Origin of the sequence: Pseudolactococcus chungangensis CAU 28 = DSM 22330 (assembly GCF_002441885.1) — a bacterium.
In the GTDB taxonomy this organism is placed as follows: Bacteria; Bacillota; Bacilli; order Lactobacillales; family Streptococcaceae; genus Pseudolactococcus; species Pseudolactococcus chungangensis.
In genome coordinates, this window is sequence record NZ_JXJT01000009.1 from 1 (window position 1) to 20,268 (window position 20,268).

Annotated in this window: 16 protein-coding genes; 14 read left to right on the forward strand and 2 right to left on the reverse strand. The window is 40.0% G+C overall.

Translation table 11 applies throughout. The features are described 5' to 3' along the window. The first annotated feature begins 265 nt into the window (after positions 1–265). The 6 genes from RR45_RS05250 (at position 266) to nusB (ending at position 6,390) form a co-directional block, all read left to right on the forward strand. On the forward strand, positions 266–958 hold the full coding sequence (locus RR45_RS05250) for an alpha/beta fold hydrolase (RefSeq protein ID WP_072353460.1): 693 nt from the start codon (positions 266–268) through the stop codon (positions 956–958). A gap of 46 nt (positions 959–1,004) precedes the next feature. Further along, on the forward strand, positions 1,005–3,527 hold the full coding sequence (mprF, locus tag RR45_RS05255) for a bifunctional lysylphosphatidylglycerol flippase/synthetase MprF (protein WP_031366616.1): 2,523 nt from the start codon (positions 1,005–1,007) through the stop codon (positions 3,525–3,527). After that, the gene (locus tag RR45_RS05260) at positions 3,520–4,578 is read left to right on the forward strand and encodes a M24 family metallopeptidase (RefSeq protein ID WP_031366617.1); all 1,059 of its coding nucleotides are present in this window, start codon (positions 3,520–3,522) and stop codon (positions 4,576–4,578) included. The genes mprF and RR45_RS05260 overlap by 8 nt, the downstream gene beginning before the upstream one ends. A 145-nt stretch (positions 4,579–4,723) precedes the next feature. Continuing rightward, positions 4,724–5,281: an elongation factor P gene (efp, locus tag RR45_RS05265; protein ID WP_031366618.1), complete on the forward strand. Its 558-nt coding sequence runs from the start codon at positions 4,724–4,726 to the stop codon at positions 5,279–5,281. A gap of 91 nt (positions 5,282–5,372) precedes the next feature. Next, positions 5,373–5,783 (forward strand): Asp23/Gls24 family envelope stress response protein, encoded by a 411-nt coding sequence (locus RR45_RS05270; protein ID WP_031366619.1) that lies wholly within the window; start codon positions 5,373–5,375, stop codon positions 5,781–5,783. After that, positions 5,773–6,390 carry a transcription antitermination factor NusB gene (gene nusB / locus RR45_RS05275; protein WP_167362562.1) on the forward strand — a complete coding sequence of 206 codons (618 nt, stop codon included), beginning with the start codon at positions 5,773–5,775 and terminating at the stop codon, positions 6,388–6,390. Before RR45_RS05270 ends, nusB begins: the two co-directional genes overlap by 11 nt. Before the next feature lie 69 nt (positions 6,391–6,459). Here the strand turns inward: nusB and RR45_RS05280 are convergent, their stop codons facing one another. Then, positions 6,460–7,344 (reverse strand): cation diffusion facilitator family transporter, encoded by an 885-nt coding sequence (locus tag RR45_RS05280; RefSeq protein ID WP_072353461.1) that lies wholly within the window; start codon positions 7,342–7,344, stop codon positions 6,460–6,462. Continuing rightward, positions 7,313–7,651 carry an ArsR/SmtB family transcription factor gene (locus tag RR45_RS05285; RefSeq protein WP_072353462.1) on the reverse strand — a complete coding sequence of 113 codons (339 nt, stop codon included), beginning with the start codon at positions 7,649–7,651 and terminating at the stop codon, positions 7,313–7,315. Before RR45_RS05285 ends, RR45_RS05280 begins: the two co-directional genes overlap by 32 nt. A gap of 160 nt (positions 7,652–7,811) precedes the next feature. On the opposite strand from RR45_RS05285, the gene manA reads away from it, so the two are divergent. From manA to RR45_RS11035, 8 genes are all read left to right on the forward strand, one after another. Continuing rightward, positions 7,812–8,756: a mannose-6-phosphate isomerase, class I gene (gene manA, locus RR45_RS05290; RefSeq protein ID WP_031366623.1), complete on the forward strand. Its 945-nt coding sequence runs from the start codon at positions 7,812–7,814 to the stop codon at positions 8,754–8,756. A gap of 2 nt (positions 8,757–8,758) precedes the next feature. After that, positions 8,759–10,540, forward strand: coding sequence for a glycoside hydrolase family 13 protein (locus RR45_RS05295; RefSeq protein ID WP_072353463.1), 1,782 nt, complete (start codon positions 8,759–8,761; stop codon positions 10,538–10,540). 127 nt (positions 10,541–10,667) lie between these two features. Continuing rightward, complete coding sequence (gene glgB / locus RR45_RS05300; protein ID WP_072353464.1) at positions 10,668–12,878, forward strand: 1,4-alpha-glucan branching protein GlgB; 2,211 nt, start codon at positions 10,668–10,670, stop codon at positions 12,876–12,878. Between the two features lie 84 nt (positions 12,879–12,962). After that, positions 12,963–14,108 (forward strand): glucose-1-phosphate adenylyltransferase, encoded by a 1,146-nt coding sequence (locus tag RR45_RS05305; RefSeq protein WP_031366626.1) that lies wholly within the window; start codon positions 12,963–12,965, stop codon positions 14,106–14,108. Then, positions 14,095–15,243 (forward strand): glucose-1-phosphate adenylyltransferase subunit GlgD, encoded by a 1,149-nt coding sequence (gene glgD / locus RR45_RS05310; RefSeq protein WP_031366627.1) that lies wholly within the window; start codon positions 14,095–14,097, stop codon positions 15,241–15,243. The genes RR45_RS05305 and glgD overlap by 14 nt, the downstream gene beginning before the upstream one ends. Continuing rightward, entirely contained in the window at positions 15,240–16,679 is a 1,440-nt protein-coding gene (glgA, locus tag RR45_RS05315; protein WP_031366628.1) for a glycogen synthase GlgA, read from the forward strand. Before glgD ends, glgA begins: the two co-directional genes overlap by 4 nt. A gap of 123 nt (positions 16,680–16,802) precedes the next feature. Continuing rightward, positions 16,803–19,193 carry a glycogen/starch/alpha-glucan phosphorylase gene (locus RR45_RS05320; RefSeq protein WP_031366629.1) on the forward strand — a complete coding sequence of 797 codons (2,391 nt, stop codon included), beginning with the start codon at positions 16,803–16,805 and terminating at the stop codon, positions 19,191–19,193. A 397-nt stretch (positions 19,194–19,590) separates the two neighbouring features. Beyond that, a partial coding sequence (locus tag RR45_RS11035) for an LPXTG cell wall anchor domain-containing protein (RefSeq protein ID WP_179295326.1) occupies positions 19,591–20,268 on the forward strand: 678 nt, incomplete at its 3' end.

The following is a 20,268-nucleotide window of genomic DNA, read 5'->3' on the forward strand; positions in this document are numbered from 1 at the left end:
ATATAAGGATGTATAATCCGTCTACCGCCTTAATAAATACTAGAAAAGCCTATCACCATGGGCTTTTTTGTATACTTAATGAAAAATTGTTTATATTTTTGCTGTTGTTTAAAAAGGTGAGAGATCATTTTAAGCATATCCATTGCATTTAAAATGTGTTTATGATGAGAACTATACCACAGTCTATCTGTAACATTTCCAGTAAAAAGTGTAAAATATAAGTATGAAACGTTTAATCATATTATTAATTGTAGGAGTAAGTCTGATGGCAATACGAGTTAAAGCCGATACCTTAACATCAGGCTACATCAAAACCCATGATGGCGAGAAGATACATTATGTTCGAAAAGGAACAGGAACACCGCTGATTTTACTGCATGGTAATGGCCAGAGCGCCAGTTATTTCAAGCCGCAGATGGACTTGCCTTTTGACACGATTGCAATTGATTCTAGAAATCATGGCAAATCAAGCAGTTCACAGCAATTGAATTTTGAAATGATGGCGCAAGATGTCTTAGAAGTTATGAATCAGCTTAAAATACAGAAAGCTGATATTTTAGGCTTTTCTGATGGTGCTAATCTTGCCATGGTTTTCGCCAAAGATCATCCTGAGCGCGTTAATAAATTAATCTTAAATTCAGGAAATTTATCTCTGTCAGATATGCATTTTTTCTCTAGACTGACATCTATTTTGCAAAATATTTTCTTTAATACACCAGTCTCAGAATTGCTGATTAAAGATGTCGGTGTCACAACGGCTGATCTTAACAAGTTTGAAATGCCAGTTCTTGTGATTGCAGGTCAATATGATTTGATTAAGCTATCATCTTCTAGAAAAATTGCGGCAGCTTGTCACGGTCAATTCATAGAGATTCCAGATGCTTTTCATAAGGTATCTCAATCTCGTCCTAAAACATTTAATGCAGTTATCACAAAATTTTTGCAAGCCTCATCCTAATCTCTCATCCCTCACCTCTTAATTTCAAAAGTAGAAAGAGACCAGAATGATTCAGTTTTTTAAGAAAAATCAAAAGTATTTTAAACTCATTTTTGTGATAGCAGTTGCTTTCATCGCACTGACCCAAATCACTGGCCTACTCAAACAAGTCCAACCCGATAAAATTAGCCTGATTTTTGATCAACTCAATTTATTTGATATCGTGCTGATCATTCTCACTGGCATCATCAGCGTTGTGCCGATGCTCAATTATGACCGTGTCCTCAATCAATTGATTGGGACAGATTATCCACTGCCTAAGCTTATCAGAATGTCTTGGCTAATTAACACGCTAAATAATATCGCGGGTTTTGGTGGCGCTGTATCCGTTGGACTGAGAAGTCATTATTACGGTAAAAATGCCAAGGAAAAGCTACTTGCCAACATCTCAAAAGTGTTTTTCTTTGCGCTGTCAGGCCTCTCAATTTATGGTCTTATCGGCTTTATTTTAGTGCAGTTGGGACAAGTTGACCAATTTCTCAGCCAATACACCATCTGGCTCATAGGCGCTGCCGTCTATTTCGTTCTCGTGCTGCTTTTTACCCGAAAAAATCTAGGTGGGCTCAAGAAACGCTTTCAAGCAGAGTTGCTACTGACTAGTTTCCTTGAGTGGAGTGGTGTCATGCTCACCATCATCGTCATCGGGCATGTCCTAGATGTCAAAATTTCAGTCGCTAGTTTAATTGTTCTCATCACGGCTAGTTCAGTCATCGGCATCCTATCCATGGTTCCAGGTAGTCTCGGGTCTTTTGACATCATGATGATGTTAGGGCTTCTACATCTCGGTGTACCACGCGAAATCGTCCTCGTCTGGCTCTTGCTCTACCGTCTAGCTTACTATCTCTTGCCACTTGCACTTGGGCTTATTTCTTGGGTCATGACGACAGGACGCCAATTTGATGCCCGCTTTAGCGGGATTCCGATTAACATGAGCCGCGAGATTCTGCACAAAGTCGTGACGTTTATGACAGCAGTAACCGGTGGCTTTCTTGTTTTAACAGCGACAGTACCTGAAGCCTTCCTAGAGCTGCGATGGTTGCGCCAAATATCGCCTTGGAATGCGAACTTAATCGCTGAATCGCCAAAAATTATTCTCGGCTTTCTACTTATTATTACGAGTCGTGCTGTTAAAAACCGTGTCTCTCGCGCCTATATTCCGACACTTGTGATTGAATTATTAACTGTTGTTTATATTTTCTTAGATGACTTCTCTTGGTATTCTATTGTCTTATTGACAGTATTATTATTACTGACCATTTTTATCAAAAGTGAATTATACCGAGAACAACTGGTGTTAAGCTATGAAACGATTATTTTTGATAGTTTCTTCGTTATCGTGCTTATGATACTTTATATCGTCGTCGGTACCATGTCACGTCCAGCCTATCATCTTCATCACAAAGTCAATGAATTTCTCCTTTTTCCATCGGAAAAAATGTGGGCAAGTGGCTTGATGGCTATCTTTATTGTAGCAGCAGTGTGGTTACTTTACATGCATTATTTGCAAGGCAGGTTCCAAAAAATTGGAACTGAATTGGATGAAACAGTTGCACTCGATATTTTGACAACCTATGGGGGTAACACACAAAGCCAACTTCTATTTATGGGTGATAAGCGGATGTGGGTCTATGACAACCGTCTAGTCATTCAATTTGCAATTCGTCAGGACAAGATTTTAGTCATGGGAACACCGTCAGGAGACCATACTTGTTTGTTAGAAGCTTTGACAGCCTTTATCCAAGATTCTGACCGTCTAGGTTATCGACCTGTCTTTTATGAAATTGATAAAAAGACAACCTTGATGCTTCATGAATTAGGCTATCACTTTATCAAGCAAGGTGAAGAAGGTCATGTTAATTTGACTGATTTTACCTTGACAGGTTCGAAAAATAAAAGTAAACGACAAGCCGTCAATCAAGTTGAAAAAGCTGGCTTTGAATTGGAAATGATTGCGCAAGACGATTTGACACCAGAACTCTTGATACGATTGAAAGAAATTTCTGATGAGTGGTTGGATGGTAGACGCGAAAAAGGTTTCTCTCTAGGCTATTTTGATGAGGCTTATCTTTCAAAAGCACCAATTGCAGTTGTACGCTCAGAGGATGAGATTGTTGCCTTTGCCAATATCATGCCGACTTATACTAAAGATTTCGTTACCATTGATTTGATGCGGCATACCGCAGATGCACCAAGGGGGGTTATGGATTTCTTATTCATTAAACTATTTGAGTATTTTCAAGCTGAGGGTATTGCTAAATTTGATTTAGGGATGACACCACTTGCGAATGTTGGGACAACTCGAAGTGCTTTCGTATCAGAAAGAATTGCCAATTTGATTTATCAATTTGGAGATTCACTTTACAATTTTGAAGGCTTACGTAACTACAAGAAAAAATATGTGACATCTTGGGAATCAAGATATACAGCTTACTCGCATAGTGCCAACATCGCCTTCGTCATGTTAGCACTATTACTCCAAGATAATCAGACGGTTAAAACATCATCAAATAAAGGAGAAAAAAATGACTAAACTATCAAGTGTTAGAGTGCGGATGCAGTCAGAAAATTTGGATGCGATTATCATCACAAATTTGAAAAATATTTATTATTTGAGTGCTTTCTGGGGAACTGCGGGCACGATTTTAGTGACGCAAAAGGCGCAATATTTACTGACAGATTCACGTTATAGTATTGCGGCGCGTGAAGCCGCTGTAGATTTTGAGATTGTTGAAACACGAGAAGCTTTTGTTGAGATTGCTAAACTGTTAAAAAAAGAAGACGTTTCACAAGTTGGCTTTGAGGATGGCGTGACTTATGCTGAGTTTCAAACTATGCAACATCAGCTTGCTGGATTGACACTCCACGCGACGACCAGTTTCATAGAAACACAAAGACAAATTAAGAGCCCCAGTGAAATTGCAACGATTAAAAAAGCTTGTGCGATTTCAGACCAAGCATTTAATGATTTGCTGAAATTTGTAGAGCCTGGAAAGACAGAAATTGAGATTGCAAACTTCCTAGATTTCAAAATGCGCGATCTTGGCGCATCTGGGATTAGTTTTGATACGATTGTTGCATCAGGTAAGCGCAGTGCCTTGCCACATGGTCGTGCAACGCATAAGCCGATTGAATTTGGAGATACTGTAACAGTTGATTTTGGTTGCTATTACGATCATTATGCTAGTGATATGACGCGGACTTTCTTTGTCGGTGAGGTGAGTCCGAAAATGCAAGAAATTTATCATGTCGTGCAACAAGCGCAACAAGCTGTAACCAATATTAGTGCGCCAGGGTTGACTTACGCTGATTATGACCGTGCAGCGCGTGATATGATTGAGACTGCAGGCTACGGTGAAGCCTTTTCGCATGGTATCGGTCACGGACTAGGGCTTGATGTTCATGAAATACCTTATTTTTCAAAGACATCTCAAGAATGCTTGGCAGAGCATATGGTTATCACAAATGAACCTGGTATTTATCTCGAAAATATCGGTGGTGTCAGAATCGAGGATGATTTACATATCACAAGCCAAGGTGTCGAAGTACTGACCCTAGCACCCAAAGAGCTGATTGTCCTTTAAATCCGACGAAATGGTTATAAATCTAGCGAAATAGTTCTAAATATGTTAAAATGGAGAGAACCTGTAGGGTACCCATTAAAAATGTTGACGATGATTTTAAAGGTATCCTATCAATATGCAAAAAATGAAAGTGAGAACATAAAAAATGGTAGCAGCAAACGAACTCAAGGCGGGCATGACTTTTGAAACTGACGGCAAACTTTTGCGTGTCTTAGAAGCAAGTCACCACAAACCTGGTAAAGGGAATACGATTATGCGTATGAAACTTCGTGATGTCCGGACTGGTTCGACTTTTGATACGTCTTATCGTCCAGAAGAAAAATTTGATCAAGCGATTATCGAAACACATAATGCGCAATATCTCTATCAAATGGATGACACAGCTTATTTCATGGATAATGAAACTTATGATCAATATGAAATTCCAGTGGCAAATGTTGCAGATGAATTGAAATTTATCCTTGAAAATGAAGAAGTGAAAATCCAATTCTTCGGCTCAGAGGTGATTGGTGTTCAAGTACCAACAACAGTTGTTTTGACAGTAACTGAAACACAACCGTCTATTAAAGGCGCAACTGTAACTGGTTCTGGTAAACCAGCGACGATGGAGACAGGTCTCGTTGTTAATGTTCCTGACTTTATCGAAGTGGGGCAAAAACTTGAAATTAATACCGAGACAGGTGCTTACTTGAAACGTGCTTAATCACAGTCGTGATGACGTTCACTGGTGATGATAGTCTCTCCGAAACCATTCGTCACCGCACCACCTATGTCCTTAAGAAACGGGGGAAATTATGACAGATACAAATAAAATTACAAATGCCGAAGCGCTCGGTGAAATTGTCATTGCACCACAAGTTGTTGAGACAATTGTCGCAGTTGCGGTAGCAAAAATTGAGGGTGTCTATGGCCTACGCAATAAAAGTTTTGCAGACCGCATTGGCAAAAAAGCAGATGGTCGTGGTGTATATGTCCACCAAGAAGACGACAAAGTTGTTGTAGATATTTATGTTTACTTGACTTATGGTGTTTCTGTGCCAAATGTTGCCATGGAAATGCAACGTGTTGTCAAAGACAATGTTCTCGATATGAGCGATATCGTCATTGATGAAGTCAATATTCACGTAGCGGGTGTTGTACCTGAGAAAACACCAAAACCAGATTTCAAAGAACTTTTTGATGAGGATTTTTTGGATGTCGACTAAGCCATTAAGCCAGCATGAAATTCGCATTCGTGCTGTGCAAGCCCTATACCAACTTGAAATGACACCAGACGAAACTGTGGAAGATGCGATGGTTTTTGCTTTGACGAATGACGATAGACTGTCAAGTCAAGAATTGGTTGATGAAAACCCAGTCGCTGTTAAGCCTAAGCGTAAAGGCCCAGGCACTGTTTACTCTTTTACACCTAATCGTGAAGGTGGTGTGACCAAGCAAGCCTTGGGAGCAGACATTGCTGACGTTAGTCCAGAGCCAACTGTTGTTATTCCAGCTGCTGCCTATATTTTGACAGACCGATTTGATGATGTTCATAAACCTAATTTAGAATTTATGATGGCTTTAGTTTATGGCGTTCGTGCTAAGAAATCAGCACTTGACGAAAAGATGACGACTTATTTAGCGAAAAATTGGTCGATTAAACGTCTGTCACCGATTAATCGTGTGATTTTAAGATTAGGTGCTTTTGAGATTTTGTTTGCTGAAACCCCACGTATTGTGGCTATCAATGAAGCAATTGAACTTGCCAAAGCCTTTAACGATGAAAAAGATGCTAAGTTTATCAATGCGATTTTAAATAAAATCGGTGAGTAAATAGCCAATATGACAGATAAAAAAAGCCGAACAGTCTTTGAACTGTTCGGCTTTTTTGATATTTTCAAGCTAGTTTTCTTTGTGTGTTTGATGTTCTTGTATGTTTTCGTCTACTTCAATAGCAGAGTAGGCAACATCATGTTTTTCTAAAATTGTTCGGGCTGCTGATTTGGCGAGGGCCTGGTCTGTTATAGTGATGGTCATATGTAACATCGCCGCGTGCTTCTCACCATCAATTGACCAAATACAAAGTTCAGTTGTTTTATCAATCTCAAGTGCGCTTTCCAATTCAGCTACCAAGGCTGCATAGTTCACCGTTTCAGGTGCAGCCTCCATTAAAATTCGCAGCGTACCGATAAATTTAGGGATTGCCTTGGTCAGGATAAAGATTGAAATGGATAGGGATAGAAGTGGGTCTAGCCAATACCAAGGTTTGAAATGCATGACAATAGACAAAATCAGCACCGCAATCCAGCCGAGGACATCCTCTAACATGTGGAGGTTAAGGATGCTTTCGTTGCGAGATTGCCCTCTTGTCATCAAATAAGCCCCGTAACCATTTGCAATAACGGCGACAATGGCAAGCCAAAACATGCCTGTCGTTTGAACAGGTGTCGGATGTAGCAACCGAGGGATCGCCTCTAAGATAACAAGTGTAGAGCCGATAAGTAGAATGACACTAGTAATCAAGGCACCGAGCAAGGAAAAACGTCGATAGCCTAGGGTATAGGAATGATTTGATTTCTTACGTGAGACTTTCTCGAAAAACCAGGCGAACCCGACCGCAATCGCATCTCCTGAGTCATGGACGGCATCGGAGAGGATGGCGACAGAGCCAAACATGGCGCCAAAAATAAATTCGAGAATCGCAAAAACAATGTTTAAAACAAAAACAATCGTGATGCGTTTGCCAGATGACGCGTTAGGTGTCGTATGATGATGTTTGTGGGTCATGAATGTGGTCACTTTCTAATTCTTGCGCATGGGCGATGGAGAGTTTGAGAAGTTGTAGGATGTGGCTATCGCCAACTTGATAATTGATGGCTTTGCCATTTCTGGCTTGAGTAACGAGCTGATGGGCTTTGAGTATCTTGAGCTGATGGGAGACGGCAGATTGTTCTAAACCAATAGCCTCAGAAATTTGAGAGACGTTTTGTTGACCCTCCGATAAGAGTAGTAAGATTTTAACGCGAGTAGGACTGGCTAAAATCTTGTGGATATGGACAATTTCTGTAAGGACTTCATTTGAAATATTTTTCATATGAATATCTTATCATATGTTTTTAGAGAAAGCAAGTCCATAGTGTGTCGAGTATACGTCAGAATAATTTGCATCAATTCCCTATTTCTCAAGTATATCTGGTAAAATAGAAGTAGAGCGTTTTCATAAAAATAATAATAAGTATAGAAAGAAGTGACATATGACAGAACCTTTATTTCTTCAATCAGTTTTTCAGGAAAAAATTTGGGGTGGCGACCATCTCAAAGCCTTTGGCTATGATTTACCATCAGATAAAATCGGTGAGTACTGGGCGATTTCTGCCCATCCTAACGGTCTATCAACGATAAAAAATGGTGAATTTTCTGGTCAAACCTTAGATGTGCTTTATAAAAATCATCGTGATTTATTTGGTAATTCCCAAAAAGAAGTGTTTCCACTCTTAACTAAAATTTTGGATGCGAATGATTGGCTCAGTGTTCAAGTTCATCCAGATGATGCTTATGGGCTAGCTCATGAGGGTGAGTTAGGGAAAACAGAGTGTTGGTACATTATTGCGGCTGAGCCTGACGCTGAAATTATCTATGGTCACCATGCTAAAGATAAGACGGAATTACGTGCTATGATTGAGGCAGGAGACTGGCAGCACTTATTGACAAAAGTCAAAGTTAAGGCTGGTGATTTCTTCTATGTACCGAGTGGTACGATGCATGCTATCGGTAAGGGAATTTTGATTTTAGAAACACAGCAATCATCTGATACGACTTATCGTGTCTATGATTTTGATAGGAAAGATGATCAGGGGAATTTGCGTGAACTGCATATTGATAAATCAATTGATGTGCTGAATGTCGGTTCGCCTGCCAATACGAGACCTGTCGTGACAGAGCTACCAAATCTTGTTAAAACATCCTATGTCTCTAACGACTTTTTCACAGTTGAAAAATGGGAGATTTCGGGTCCAGTGTCCTTTGCTAAAACGGCACCTTACACCCTGTGTTCAGTTTTGGAGGGACAAGGCAGTTTACATGTTGCAGGGGTAAGTTACCCAGTTAAAAAAGGGGATCACTTCATCTTGACAAGTGATATTTCGGATTGGCAATTTGATGGTGATCTACACATCATTGCCAGCCATGACGGGGAATAGGTATGGCTGAAATCACATACAATTCGTGGTTACAAGAACATAAAAGACCATTTGGTGCTGTTCTTGTTGGTACGACGATTGAATTTGACTTGATGATTCAAACCAACCATCAGGTTACGGTTAACATCGTTTTACAATTTGAGAATGGTTTTAAATCTTATGAAAAAATGACGGCTATTTCTGACGGTGTTTTTCGCATGACTTTATCCAGTTTGACAGAAATTGGCTATTATAACTACTATTTTCAAATTACAGAGTTTGACGATAACCATGAGTACCGCTATTTTTATGGGGCTACCGAAATTGGTGGTGGTCCAGGTACGACCTATGTCAATGAAATTTCAGTTATTCCTTATACGCAAACCATATTTTTGAAACACGAAAAGGCGCCAGACTGGTATAGGCAAGCGATTTTTTATCAAATTTTCCCGGATTCATTTGCTAGAAAAGGACATTTAGAAAATTCTAAAGATAACATCTTTTTCTATGGTAAAGAAACAGACCCTCCCTACTATATTCGAGAAGCTAATGGCGATATCACGCATTGGACCTATTATGGTGGCAATATAGTGGGTATCATTGATAAAATTCCCTATCTCAAATCACTGGGTGTCACGGCGCTTTACTTCAATCCCATTTTTGAAGCTAGAAGTTCTCATCGCTATGATACGAGTGATTACATGAAAATTGACCCTGTTTTAGGCACTGAGGCTGATTTTAAACTGTTAGTTGACACCCTACACCAACATGACATGCGGTTAATTTTAGATGGCGTTTTTTCGCATGTCGGTAGAAATTCAAAATACTTTGATTTTGATGGTAAGTCTGGTGGTCAAGGCGCTTATCAAACGACACAATCTCCCTACTTTGATTGGTTTATATTTAATCAATATCCAGATGATTATAAATCTTGGTGGGGGATTAAAGATTTACCAACCATCGATAAATCGAAAGAGAGTTTTCAGCGTTATATCTATGGTGAAAGCGATAGCGTACTCAGTAAATGGCATGGTCTGGGGATTGACGGCTGGCGCCTAGATGTTGCAGATGATTTGCCCGATGAGTTTATCAAAGGAATTCGGGATACACTTGAAAATTATCCAGAGCAAGTTTTAATCGGTGAAGTCTGGGAAGATGCATCACGCAAGGTTGCGTATGATCAGCATCGTAAATATATTTATGGTGACGCTTTACATGCAGTGATGAACTACCCTTTTCGGAATGTCATTATAGGTCTTGTGACAGGTGAGATGGCACCTGAAACGGCTGCAAGAAAACTCATGCAGTTGTCAGAAAACTATCCAACTGATGTATTTTTAAATAATTTTAATAATATCGGTACCCATGATACCGAGCGTATTTTAACGTGTTTGGGTGACAGTCTGTCTAAACTTGATTTAGCAGTTGGTTTACTGATGTTTTTGCCAGGTGTGCCAACCATTTATTATGGGGATGAGGCTGGATTAACTGGTCATAAAGATCCGGAAAATCGTGCTTTCTTTCCTTGGGAAAATATCAATGAATCAACACATCAAATTTACCAAAAATGGATTAAAATTAGACAGTCTGCTCCAGTTTTGATAACTGGAGATCTATCGTTATTCTATTCTGATAGAATTTTCGGACTTATTAGACAAGACGCAAATGACACAGCAATCTTTATCCTTAATATATCAAACCAAGGGATAATGGTTGATTTAAATGATATAACTTTTTTAAGTAAAAAAGTTGATATTTCAACGTTCTTTTTGGGTGCGTTTGAAAGCATCTATAAATTTAAATAACAAAATATAATACTATCTGAAAAGATAGTATTTTTTGATTTTTTATGATATTCTTTGCTATTATAATAGTAATATGATAATATGAAATATATAAAGCAAGGATTAAATTACGATAGGGGGGGTATTTATGGGGCAAATATTAGCAGATGAGGCGTTAAGGACGTTCACAACGGGAGAAAACTTCCATGTGCAACACTATTTAGGGTGTCATCAAATAGAAAGCGGCCGTGTTTTTAGAGTCTGGGCACCGCATGCGCAGCAGGTGCAATTGATTGGTGACATGACCAATTGGCGAGAGTATCCTGTGCCGATGTCATGTAACGATAAAGGCGTTTGGGAAGTGACTTTACCCGATACACAGGCTAGTCTGGGTACTTATTATAAGTATCTCGTGACACGCGCATCAGGACAAGTGATTGAAAAAATGGACCCTTATGCGATTCGTTTTGGCGAGCGACCAGATACAGCGGCACAAATCTATGATGTCAGTCCCAAAGATTGGCAAGATAGTGATTGGCTGACTGCGCGTCGCAAGCGCAATATATTCAGTGCCCCACTGAATATCTATGAAGTCCATGCGAGTTCTTGGCAACGTCATGAAGATGGTGGCCTTTATACCTTTTCAGATTTGACGACAACTTTAATTCCTTACGTTAAATCACTCGGTTACACGCATATTGAGTTTATGCCACTTATGACACATCCCTTGGGCATGAGCTGGGGCTACCAGTTAACTGGCTACTTTGCTTTAGAGCATACCTATGGCACACCAGAAGAATTTCAAGATTTTGTCGAGGCAGCACATTTGGCAGGGATAGGCGTTATTGTGGACTGGGTGCCAGGACATTTCTCACAAAATGATGATGCGCTTGCTTATTTTGATGGGACACCTACTTATGAGTATCAAGATGGTAATCGCGCCCGTAATGTTGGTTGGCAAGCGCTAAATTTTGACTTGTCTAAACCACAAGTTCAGTCTTTCCTCATCTCATCACTTAAATTTTGGATTGATTTCTATCATATTGATGGCGTTAGAATTGATGCGGTGTCTAACATGCTCTATCTTGACTACGATCAAGGTCCTTGGACGCCTAATCCAGATGGCTCTAATACCAACTACGATGGTGTAGAATTTTTCAAAAAACTAACGAGTGTGATTAAGCTCGCTCATCCAGATATAATCATGGCAGCAGAAGAAGCCAGTAGTCAAATCAAGATTACCGGTATGCTGGAGATGGGTGGTTTAGGTTTTGATTTCAAATGGAATATGGGCTGGATGAACGATGTCCTGCGATTTTATCAGATGGATCCGCTTTATCGCGGGCAACATTTTAACCTCCTGACTTTTAGCTTCATGTATATGATGGATGAACATTTCATCCTACCATTTTCACACGATGAAGTCGTTCACGGTAAAAAATCGCTTATGCACAAGATGTGGGGTGATCGTTGTCAACAGTTTTCAGGCTTGAGAAATCTCCTGGCCTACCAAATTTGCCACCCAGGTAAAAAACTCCTTTTTATGGGACAAGAGTTTGGACAGTTTTTAGAATGGAAATATGATTGGCAACTTGAATGGGCAGCCTCTGACGAGATGAATAACCAGATGCAAGCCTTCACGACAGCACTTGCGCATTTTTATCAGGCATCGCCTCAGTTATTTGAACTAGACCATGATTACGCAGGGTTTGAAGTGATTGACGCCGATAATACTGCGCAGAGTGTCCTCAGTTTCATCCGGAAAGATGCGTCAGGCAATCAGTTGATTTGTGTTTTTAATATGGCACCGATTGAACGTTCAAACTTTACCATTGGGGTTCCGTTTGCGGGAACCTACACTGAGGTGTTAAATTCAGAAATGGCTGAATTTGGTGGTTCGTGGTTAGCACATAATGCTGATACAGCAACGCAAAAAGGTCAGTGGAAAGATTATCAACATACGTTGAGTTTTACCTTGCCAGCGTTTGGTGCAGTGATTTGGGCACGATTGAAAGATGATGGTGCAGCTAAAACTAAGGCAAAAAAGTCAATTGAGTCAACTCAGCATGCAATCAAGTCAAGTTGTCAAGATGTCGCGTCAGAGGACGTGAAGCAACTCACTCAGGTAGAGTGGCAATCACTGGCTGAGTATTTCCCAATGGGGAGCCGCTCCAAATATGAGAAGCGTGACCTAGTCAACGCTGCTCTGTATATTCAGCAGACTGGCACGGTCTGGGCTAAACTGCCTGAAAAGTATCCGCCATATGGTAGCGTGTATGCTTTTTACAAACGGTCTTTGAAAAACGGCAGTTGGCAACATGTATTGGATATACTTGAAAAAAGCAACTCTGAAAATTAAGCCTATCTAGCAGGACATGATGATTTATCAGCAGACGTCATGAGACTGCCTTGATATAAATTGTAGATGGAAAAAGGAGAAAGTATGAGAGAAGAAATGCTTGCGCTAATTTTAGCAGGGGGACAAGGCACACGCCTAGGTGCTCTAACTTCAACTGTTGCTAAACCAGCAGTACAATTTGGTGGCCGCTATCGGATTATTGACTTTGCGCTTTCGAACTGTGCCAATTCAGGTATTAAAAACGTCGGGGTGATTACGCAGTATGAACCGCTTGAACTCAACGCTCATGTTGGAAATGGCTCAGCTTGGGGCCTTGATGGGATTGACAGCGGTGTGACGATTTTACAGCCGTACTCGGCAACGGAAGGAAACAAATGGTTTGAGGGAACCAGTCATGCGATTTACCAAAACATTGGCTACATTGACAAAATGGATCCTGAGTATGTCTTGATTTTGTCAGGTGACCATATCTACAAAATGGACTATGATGATATGTTACAAGCGCATAAGAATAGTCGGGCTAATTTGACCGTTGCTGTAATGGATGTACCATTAGAAGAAGCGAGTCGTTTTGGTATCATGAACACAGATACCTCTAATCGCATCGTTGAATTTGAAGAAAAACCAGAGGTTCCTAAATCAACAAAAGCCTCTATGGGGATTTACATTTTCAACTGGAAAGAACTGCGTCAAATTCTACAAAGTGGTGAAAAAAATCAGATTGACATGTCCGATTTCGGTAAAAATGTCATTCCGACCTATTTAGAAGCCGGGGAGCGTGTCTACGCTTACGAATTTTCAGGCTATTGGAAAGATGTTGGAACAATTGAATCGTTACACGAAGCCAACATGGCGTATATTTCACCAGAAAATGAATTAGATAGTCGTGACCGTAGTTGGAAAATTTATTCTCATAATGTGATTGCACCGCCTAACTTCATCAGTGAAACAGCAAAAGTCCGAGACTCTCTCGTTGTCGATGGTGCTATTGTTTCAGGTTCAGTGAAACATTCGATTATTTCAACGGATGTTCATATTCATGAAAACGCCGAAGTAGAAGATTCATTTATCATGACAAATTGTATCATTGAGCCAGGTGCAGTCGTCAAAAATGCCATTATTGGTGAGGGTAGCCGAATTGGTGCTAATGTCAAAATCATTGGCACGAAAAAAGAAATCGCAGTTGTAGGGTATAAAGAAAAAGTGGGGGTAGAAGATGAAGATCGGTAAATATTGTGCTATTTTAGGAAATGCACTGGGGACACATGAACTAAATCAATTAGTCAATTCACGACCACTTGCCACACTACCATTTGATGGTAAATATCGTTTGATTGATTTTCAACTTTCTAACTTGGTAAATGCCGGAGTTACCAATATTTGTGGGGTTTTCTCACAAAAAAATGTCCCATCTGTCTTAGACCACATTAGAACAGGTCGTGAATGGGGGCTGAACTCACTTTTGAACCATTTCTTCGTTGGTTTTTATAATAACGATGATACTGGGGAAACTGTTACGGATCCGACCTATTATCCGCAACTCTTGACTTTCTTGCGTCGTTCACACAGTGTCTACACCATATTTTCGACAGCTGATGTGCTCTGCAATATCAACTTAGAGCAGTTGATTCATGTGCACGAAGTCAACCAACGGACAATGAGTGTCGTCTATAAAAAGATGCCGAAAGAACAGATGAGTTCTGTTAACAGCGTCCTTGATTTGGATGAAACAGATACAGTATCAGATGTGAAAGACTATGATGCAAGCCGCTATGGTGAAGATGATTTAATTGCCATGTCAACAGGAATTTATATCATCAATACCGACTTCTTGATTAGTCTGATGGAAGTTGAGCAGTACGAAGCAGCACCACGTAAAATACGTTTCCTCTTGTTGAATAAACTGGTGGAACTTGGTGCACTTGGTTATGAATATGCGGGTTACATGAAAAATATTCATGATGTGAAATCATATTATGATGCGAATATGGATATGCTAGATCCTCAGAAATTCACGTCATTGCTACATGCAACGCAAAAAGTTTACACGAAAGTAAAAAATGAAGAGGCGACTTATTTTGCCAATTCGTCTGAAATTTTCAACTCACAATTTGCCTCTGGTTCAGTCATTGAGGGACGTGTTGAAAATTCTATCATTTCTCGCCGTTGTCATCTTGACAAATACGCATCAATCAAGGATGCTATCATCTTCCCTAATGTCAAAATTGGTGAGGGTGCTCGTGTGGCATACGCCATTTTGGATAAAGAAGTTGAGATTGCACCAGGTGTTCAAGTCATCGGTACAAAAGAAAAACCAATCATTATTGAAAAATTTGGTCGTGTAACAGAGGATAGAGTCTTATGAAGATATTATTAGTGGCAGCAGAGGCGGCACCGTTTATCAAAACGGGGGGCTTGGGTGATGTGATTGGTGCCTTGCCTAAATCATTAAAGCAAGATGCAACGACTGAAACGCGAGTTATCTTGCCTTATTATAAAAAGATTGCTGAGAAATACGGGGTACAAGCTGAGGATGTTTTTTGGACATTTATCAACGTTGGTTGGCGTCATCAGTATGTTGGCATTAAAAAAATAGAATTTGAGGGGACTATTTTCTATTTTGTTGATAATGCGGATTATTTTGGTGGCCGTGACGAAGTTTATGGCTATGATGATGATGGCGAGCGGTTCGCCTTCTTCCAGCTTGCTGTTGCAGAAGTTATTGAGCGCTTGGACTATGTGCCAGATATTTTGCATGTTAATGATTACCATACTGCCTTACTACCATTCCTGATTAAGGAAAAGTATAAGTGGATTCAAGCATTCTCTCAGATTAAAACTGTCTTAACCATTCATAATATTGAATTTCAAGGGTATTTCGACTCGAATATGCTACCTGATTTATTTGGTATGGGAACAGAGCGCTATGATGATGGGACTGTCCGTTTGGCGGATTGTTTCAACTGGTTAAAAACGGGTATTCTCTATGCCGACCGTGTGACAACTGTTTCGCCAACCTATGCTGAGGAGATTAAGACGGCTGAGTTTGGTAAAGGTTTAGAGGTTATTTTACGCATGGAATCAGGCAAGCTAACCGGCTTGATTAATGGGATTGATACAGCACTTTATGATCCGATGACAGATCCTAATCTTGCAGCACCGTTTAATGTAGCAGATTTATCTGGTAAACATACTAATAAACAAATCCTTCAAGAACGTCTAGGCTTACCAGTCAGAGCTGATGTGCCAGTGATCGGCGTTGTCAGCCGATTGACCTATCAAAAAGGTTTTAATCTTGTAGTTGATGAGATGCGTCATATCTTACAACGCGATGTGCAAGTCGTCTTATTAGGCACAGGTGAACCGAAATTTGAACATGATTTTGCTTACTTTGGTCAAGCCTATCCAGATAAATTCTCGGCTAATATCACTTTTAACTTAGAATTGGCACAGATGATTTATGCCGGTAGCGATCTTTTCTTAATGCCATCAGCCTTTGAGCCATGTGGTTTATCACAAATGATGAGTATGCGCTATGGGACATTGCCTTTGGTGCATGAAACAGGTGGATTGAAAGATACTGTTCTACCTTACAATGAATTTGATGGCAGCGGGACAGGCTTTAGTTTCCATGAGTTTTCAGGCTACCAATTGGTAAAAACACTCTTCTATGCCTTAGATGTCTACTTTAACCATCCGACTACTTGGACCAGCTTACAGAAAAATGCCATGACAGCTGATTTTTCTTGGGATACGGCAAGCCTTGCCTATCTTGAACTCTATCAATCATTACTGAATTAAGGTCGCTCTAAAATACTAGGAATTAGAAAACTTAGAGAGAACCTTACCCTAAACGTGTGTTAAAATGAAATAAATGTGAGTAGATATTTTAAACATACTAAATAAGATGAGGTGGCTATCGTGATGCAATTAACCAAAGAAAAAATTATCCAAGATTTTAAAATGCAACTTCATGAAGATTTCATGATTCAAAACGATGAGGCGACAGCCGATGAGCGCTTTATTGCATTAGCAAAATTAGTCAAATGTTATGTCATGCCGGATTGGCTCCGTGGTCGTGATGAAATTGTCAAAGAACAGAAAAAAACTGCCTACTACTTCTCAATTGAGTTTTTACCAGGTAAGATGTTACAGACCAATCTTTTGAATCTCGGCATTTATGATCTGGTTCAAGAAGCTTTGCGTGAAATCGGTGTCGATTTGATGGATTTGGTCGATGCGGAGCGTGATATGGCTTTGGGAAATGGCGGTCTAGGACGTTTAGCGTCTTGTTTTATGGATAGCCTACCAACAATCGGTGCGCCTGGATTTGGTAATGGCATTCGGTATAAGTATGGCTTATTTAAACAAAAAATCGTGAATGGTTACCAAGTTGAACTACCAGATGCTTGGCTGTCTTCCGATGGTAACGTGTGGGAAACTAAGAAGCCTCACTCGGCAGTGGATGTCAAAATCTATGGTAATGTTTATCTTGTTCCTCAAGAGAGTGGTGATTTAAAACCTGTCTACGAAAATGTTAAGACCCTTCGTGCCGTCCCTTACGACATGATGCAAATTGGTTTTAAAAATGATGTGGTCAATAATCTACGTTTGTGGGATGTGGAAATTCCAGAGAAGTATGAGTTAGATTATCCAACATTGGCTGACCGTCGTCGCATCGAAGATATTACAAGTGTTCTTTATCCAGATGATGCGACGCGTGAGGGACAATCTCTACGCTTGATTCAGGAATATTTCATGGTATCAGCAGGTTTGCAGACGATTGTCGCGTCTTACGCTAAGATGGGTCTTCCGATGGCGAAAATTCATGAAAAAATTGCCGTGCATATTAATGACACACACCCTGCAATGGCGGTACCTGAACTGATGCGGATCTTAGTTGATGAATATGAGTTAGATTGGGATGATGCTTGGGCGACAACGACGCAAGTCATGAGCTATACTAATCATACGATTTTATCAGAGGCACTTGAAAAATGGGATGCGGGTCTGTTTAAAGAGATTGTGCCACGGATTCACCAGATTGTCGGTGAAATTGATCGTCAGTTTGTCAAGACTTGGGCTGGGAAAGTGGATACTGCGGTAATTGACCATACACGGATTATTCAAAATAATCAGATTCATATGGCGAATTTGTCGATTATCGGTGGGCATTCGGTCAATGGTGTAGCAAAACTCCATACAGAGCTATTGATTGAAGATGTTCTTAAAGATTTTTATCTTCTCTATCCAGAGAAATTTAATAATAAAACTAATGGTATTGCACAACGTCGTTGGAGTCAAATTGCTAACCCAAGTATGTCTGCCTTATTAGATAAGCAAATCGGTGATGGCTGGCGTTCAAATATTCATGAGTTATTAAAATTAGAGGACTTCCTAGAGGATGCCACTGTTCAGCTTGATTTTTATCAAGTCAAGCAGGCAAATAAACAGCGCTTAGCTGACTATGTCAAGAAAACACAAGGCATTGATTTACCAATTCATGCGATTTTCGATGTGCAAGTTAAGCGTCTTCATGCCTACAAGCGTCAATTGCTCAACGTCATGCATATCATCAAACTCTATCAAGATTTGAAAGATAATGCAGCATTAGAGATTACACCACGTGTCTTTTTCTTCGGTGCAAAGGCAGCGCCTGGCTATCACTTTGCGAAATCGGTGATTAAAATCATCAACGAATTGGCAAATTTGATTAACAATGATGCGCGTCTCAGAGATCAGTTGAAAGTTGTTTTCTTAGAAAATTATAATGTCAGCCTAGCTGAACTTATTATCCCTGCGGCAGATGTTTCTGAGCAAATTTCAACTGCCGGAAAAGAAGCGAGTGGTACTTCTAACATGAAGTTCATGATGAATGGTGCGCTTACTTTAGCGACACTTGATGGTGCCAACATCGAAATCAAAGATGCCGTCGGTGAGGATAATATTGTTATCTTCGGAATGGATAAGGATGCAGTTTATGCGCACTATACGCGTCATGACTATAATTCACGTTATATCTATGAGACAAATCCGAGATTGAAACGCGTCGTTGATGCGTTCATCGATGGCACGATTCCAAATACCCACTATGAAGGTCATGAGATTTGGGATGCTTTAATTTCTTATAATGATGAATATTTTTTACTTGAAGACTTTGAAGATTATGTGGCTAAGCAAGCCTATATTTCAGAGCTTTACAAGGATAAGAATACATGGCAATCTAAGGCAATGAAAAATATCGCCAACTCAGGTCGTTTCACAAGTGATGATACAATCGAGCTCTATGCGCGTGAAATCTGGGGTATTCTTTAAACTTTACATTAACGGCTGAAACTATTAAATGAGACAAACTTGCATGAAATATTGTGGGTTTGTTTTTTTGTCATAATATATTTAATATTAATTATATTATGTTATAATTAATATAGAATAGTAAGGAATTTGAAATAGTAAAGTGATAAAAATAGTCAAACATTGATTGATATTTACACAATAAAAACTTGACAGAAAAGGAGGACAAGCCTATGCTTAAGAGCAGAGCAGAGCAGAGCGCTATGACTTAGTTTTATCATGCTATTTTTTCAACGACACATCATAACTGAACCCTGTTAGGGGGAGACTTTTAGTCTGCGCTTAACAGGGTTCAGTTTTTGTTTCGTTAATTAGTAATTCATTAGATCTATTTGATTAGATTATAGGGAGAATGATGATGACCAGAACACTTAAAAAACTCAGTGCGCTGATGTTGGCACTCGGGATGATTTTTATCCTGAGTTTTCCAAGCATCGCACATGCCGCAGACACAGGAGGTTCAGATCATTTTGAACTGACCGTCGTCGAAAACAAAGACAGCAAGTCAGGTGCCGAAATCGCCGACTTGACGATTAAGAATATCAGCGGTAAAACGGGCACCAATGTGACCTTTGAGGCTGATTTACCAACGATTTTCCACGATAAAGACCTGAAAAAAGTCACGGTTAACGTGGGTACGCTAAAAGCGGGTGACGCGAAAACGTATCAAGTTAGTCGAAAAACTGATGGCACGGTCACGACAACACCATTGCCAACGACAGGTGCTACCAACACGGCAACAAAAACTAGCACATCATTGCCGTCAACTGGTGAAAAAATGACACCAGTTTTGATGGTGCTTGGTCTGGGCGTATTAGCAGCAGTGCTTATTATCGCTATCAAACATCGTAAAGCCGCTAAAAATGTACTGGCATTAGTCTTGCTTATCGCAGGATTAGGCAGCGCCGCAACTGTCAAGGCGGCAGAAGAGACCTATCATCATCGTGATGAAGTACGTAATCATGCAGTCGAATTAGGGGGCACAACCCAGGTGTTCCACTTAGCCGCTGAGGGAGACTTTGAAAACGATGTGACA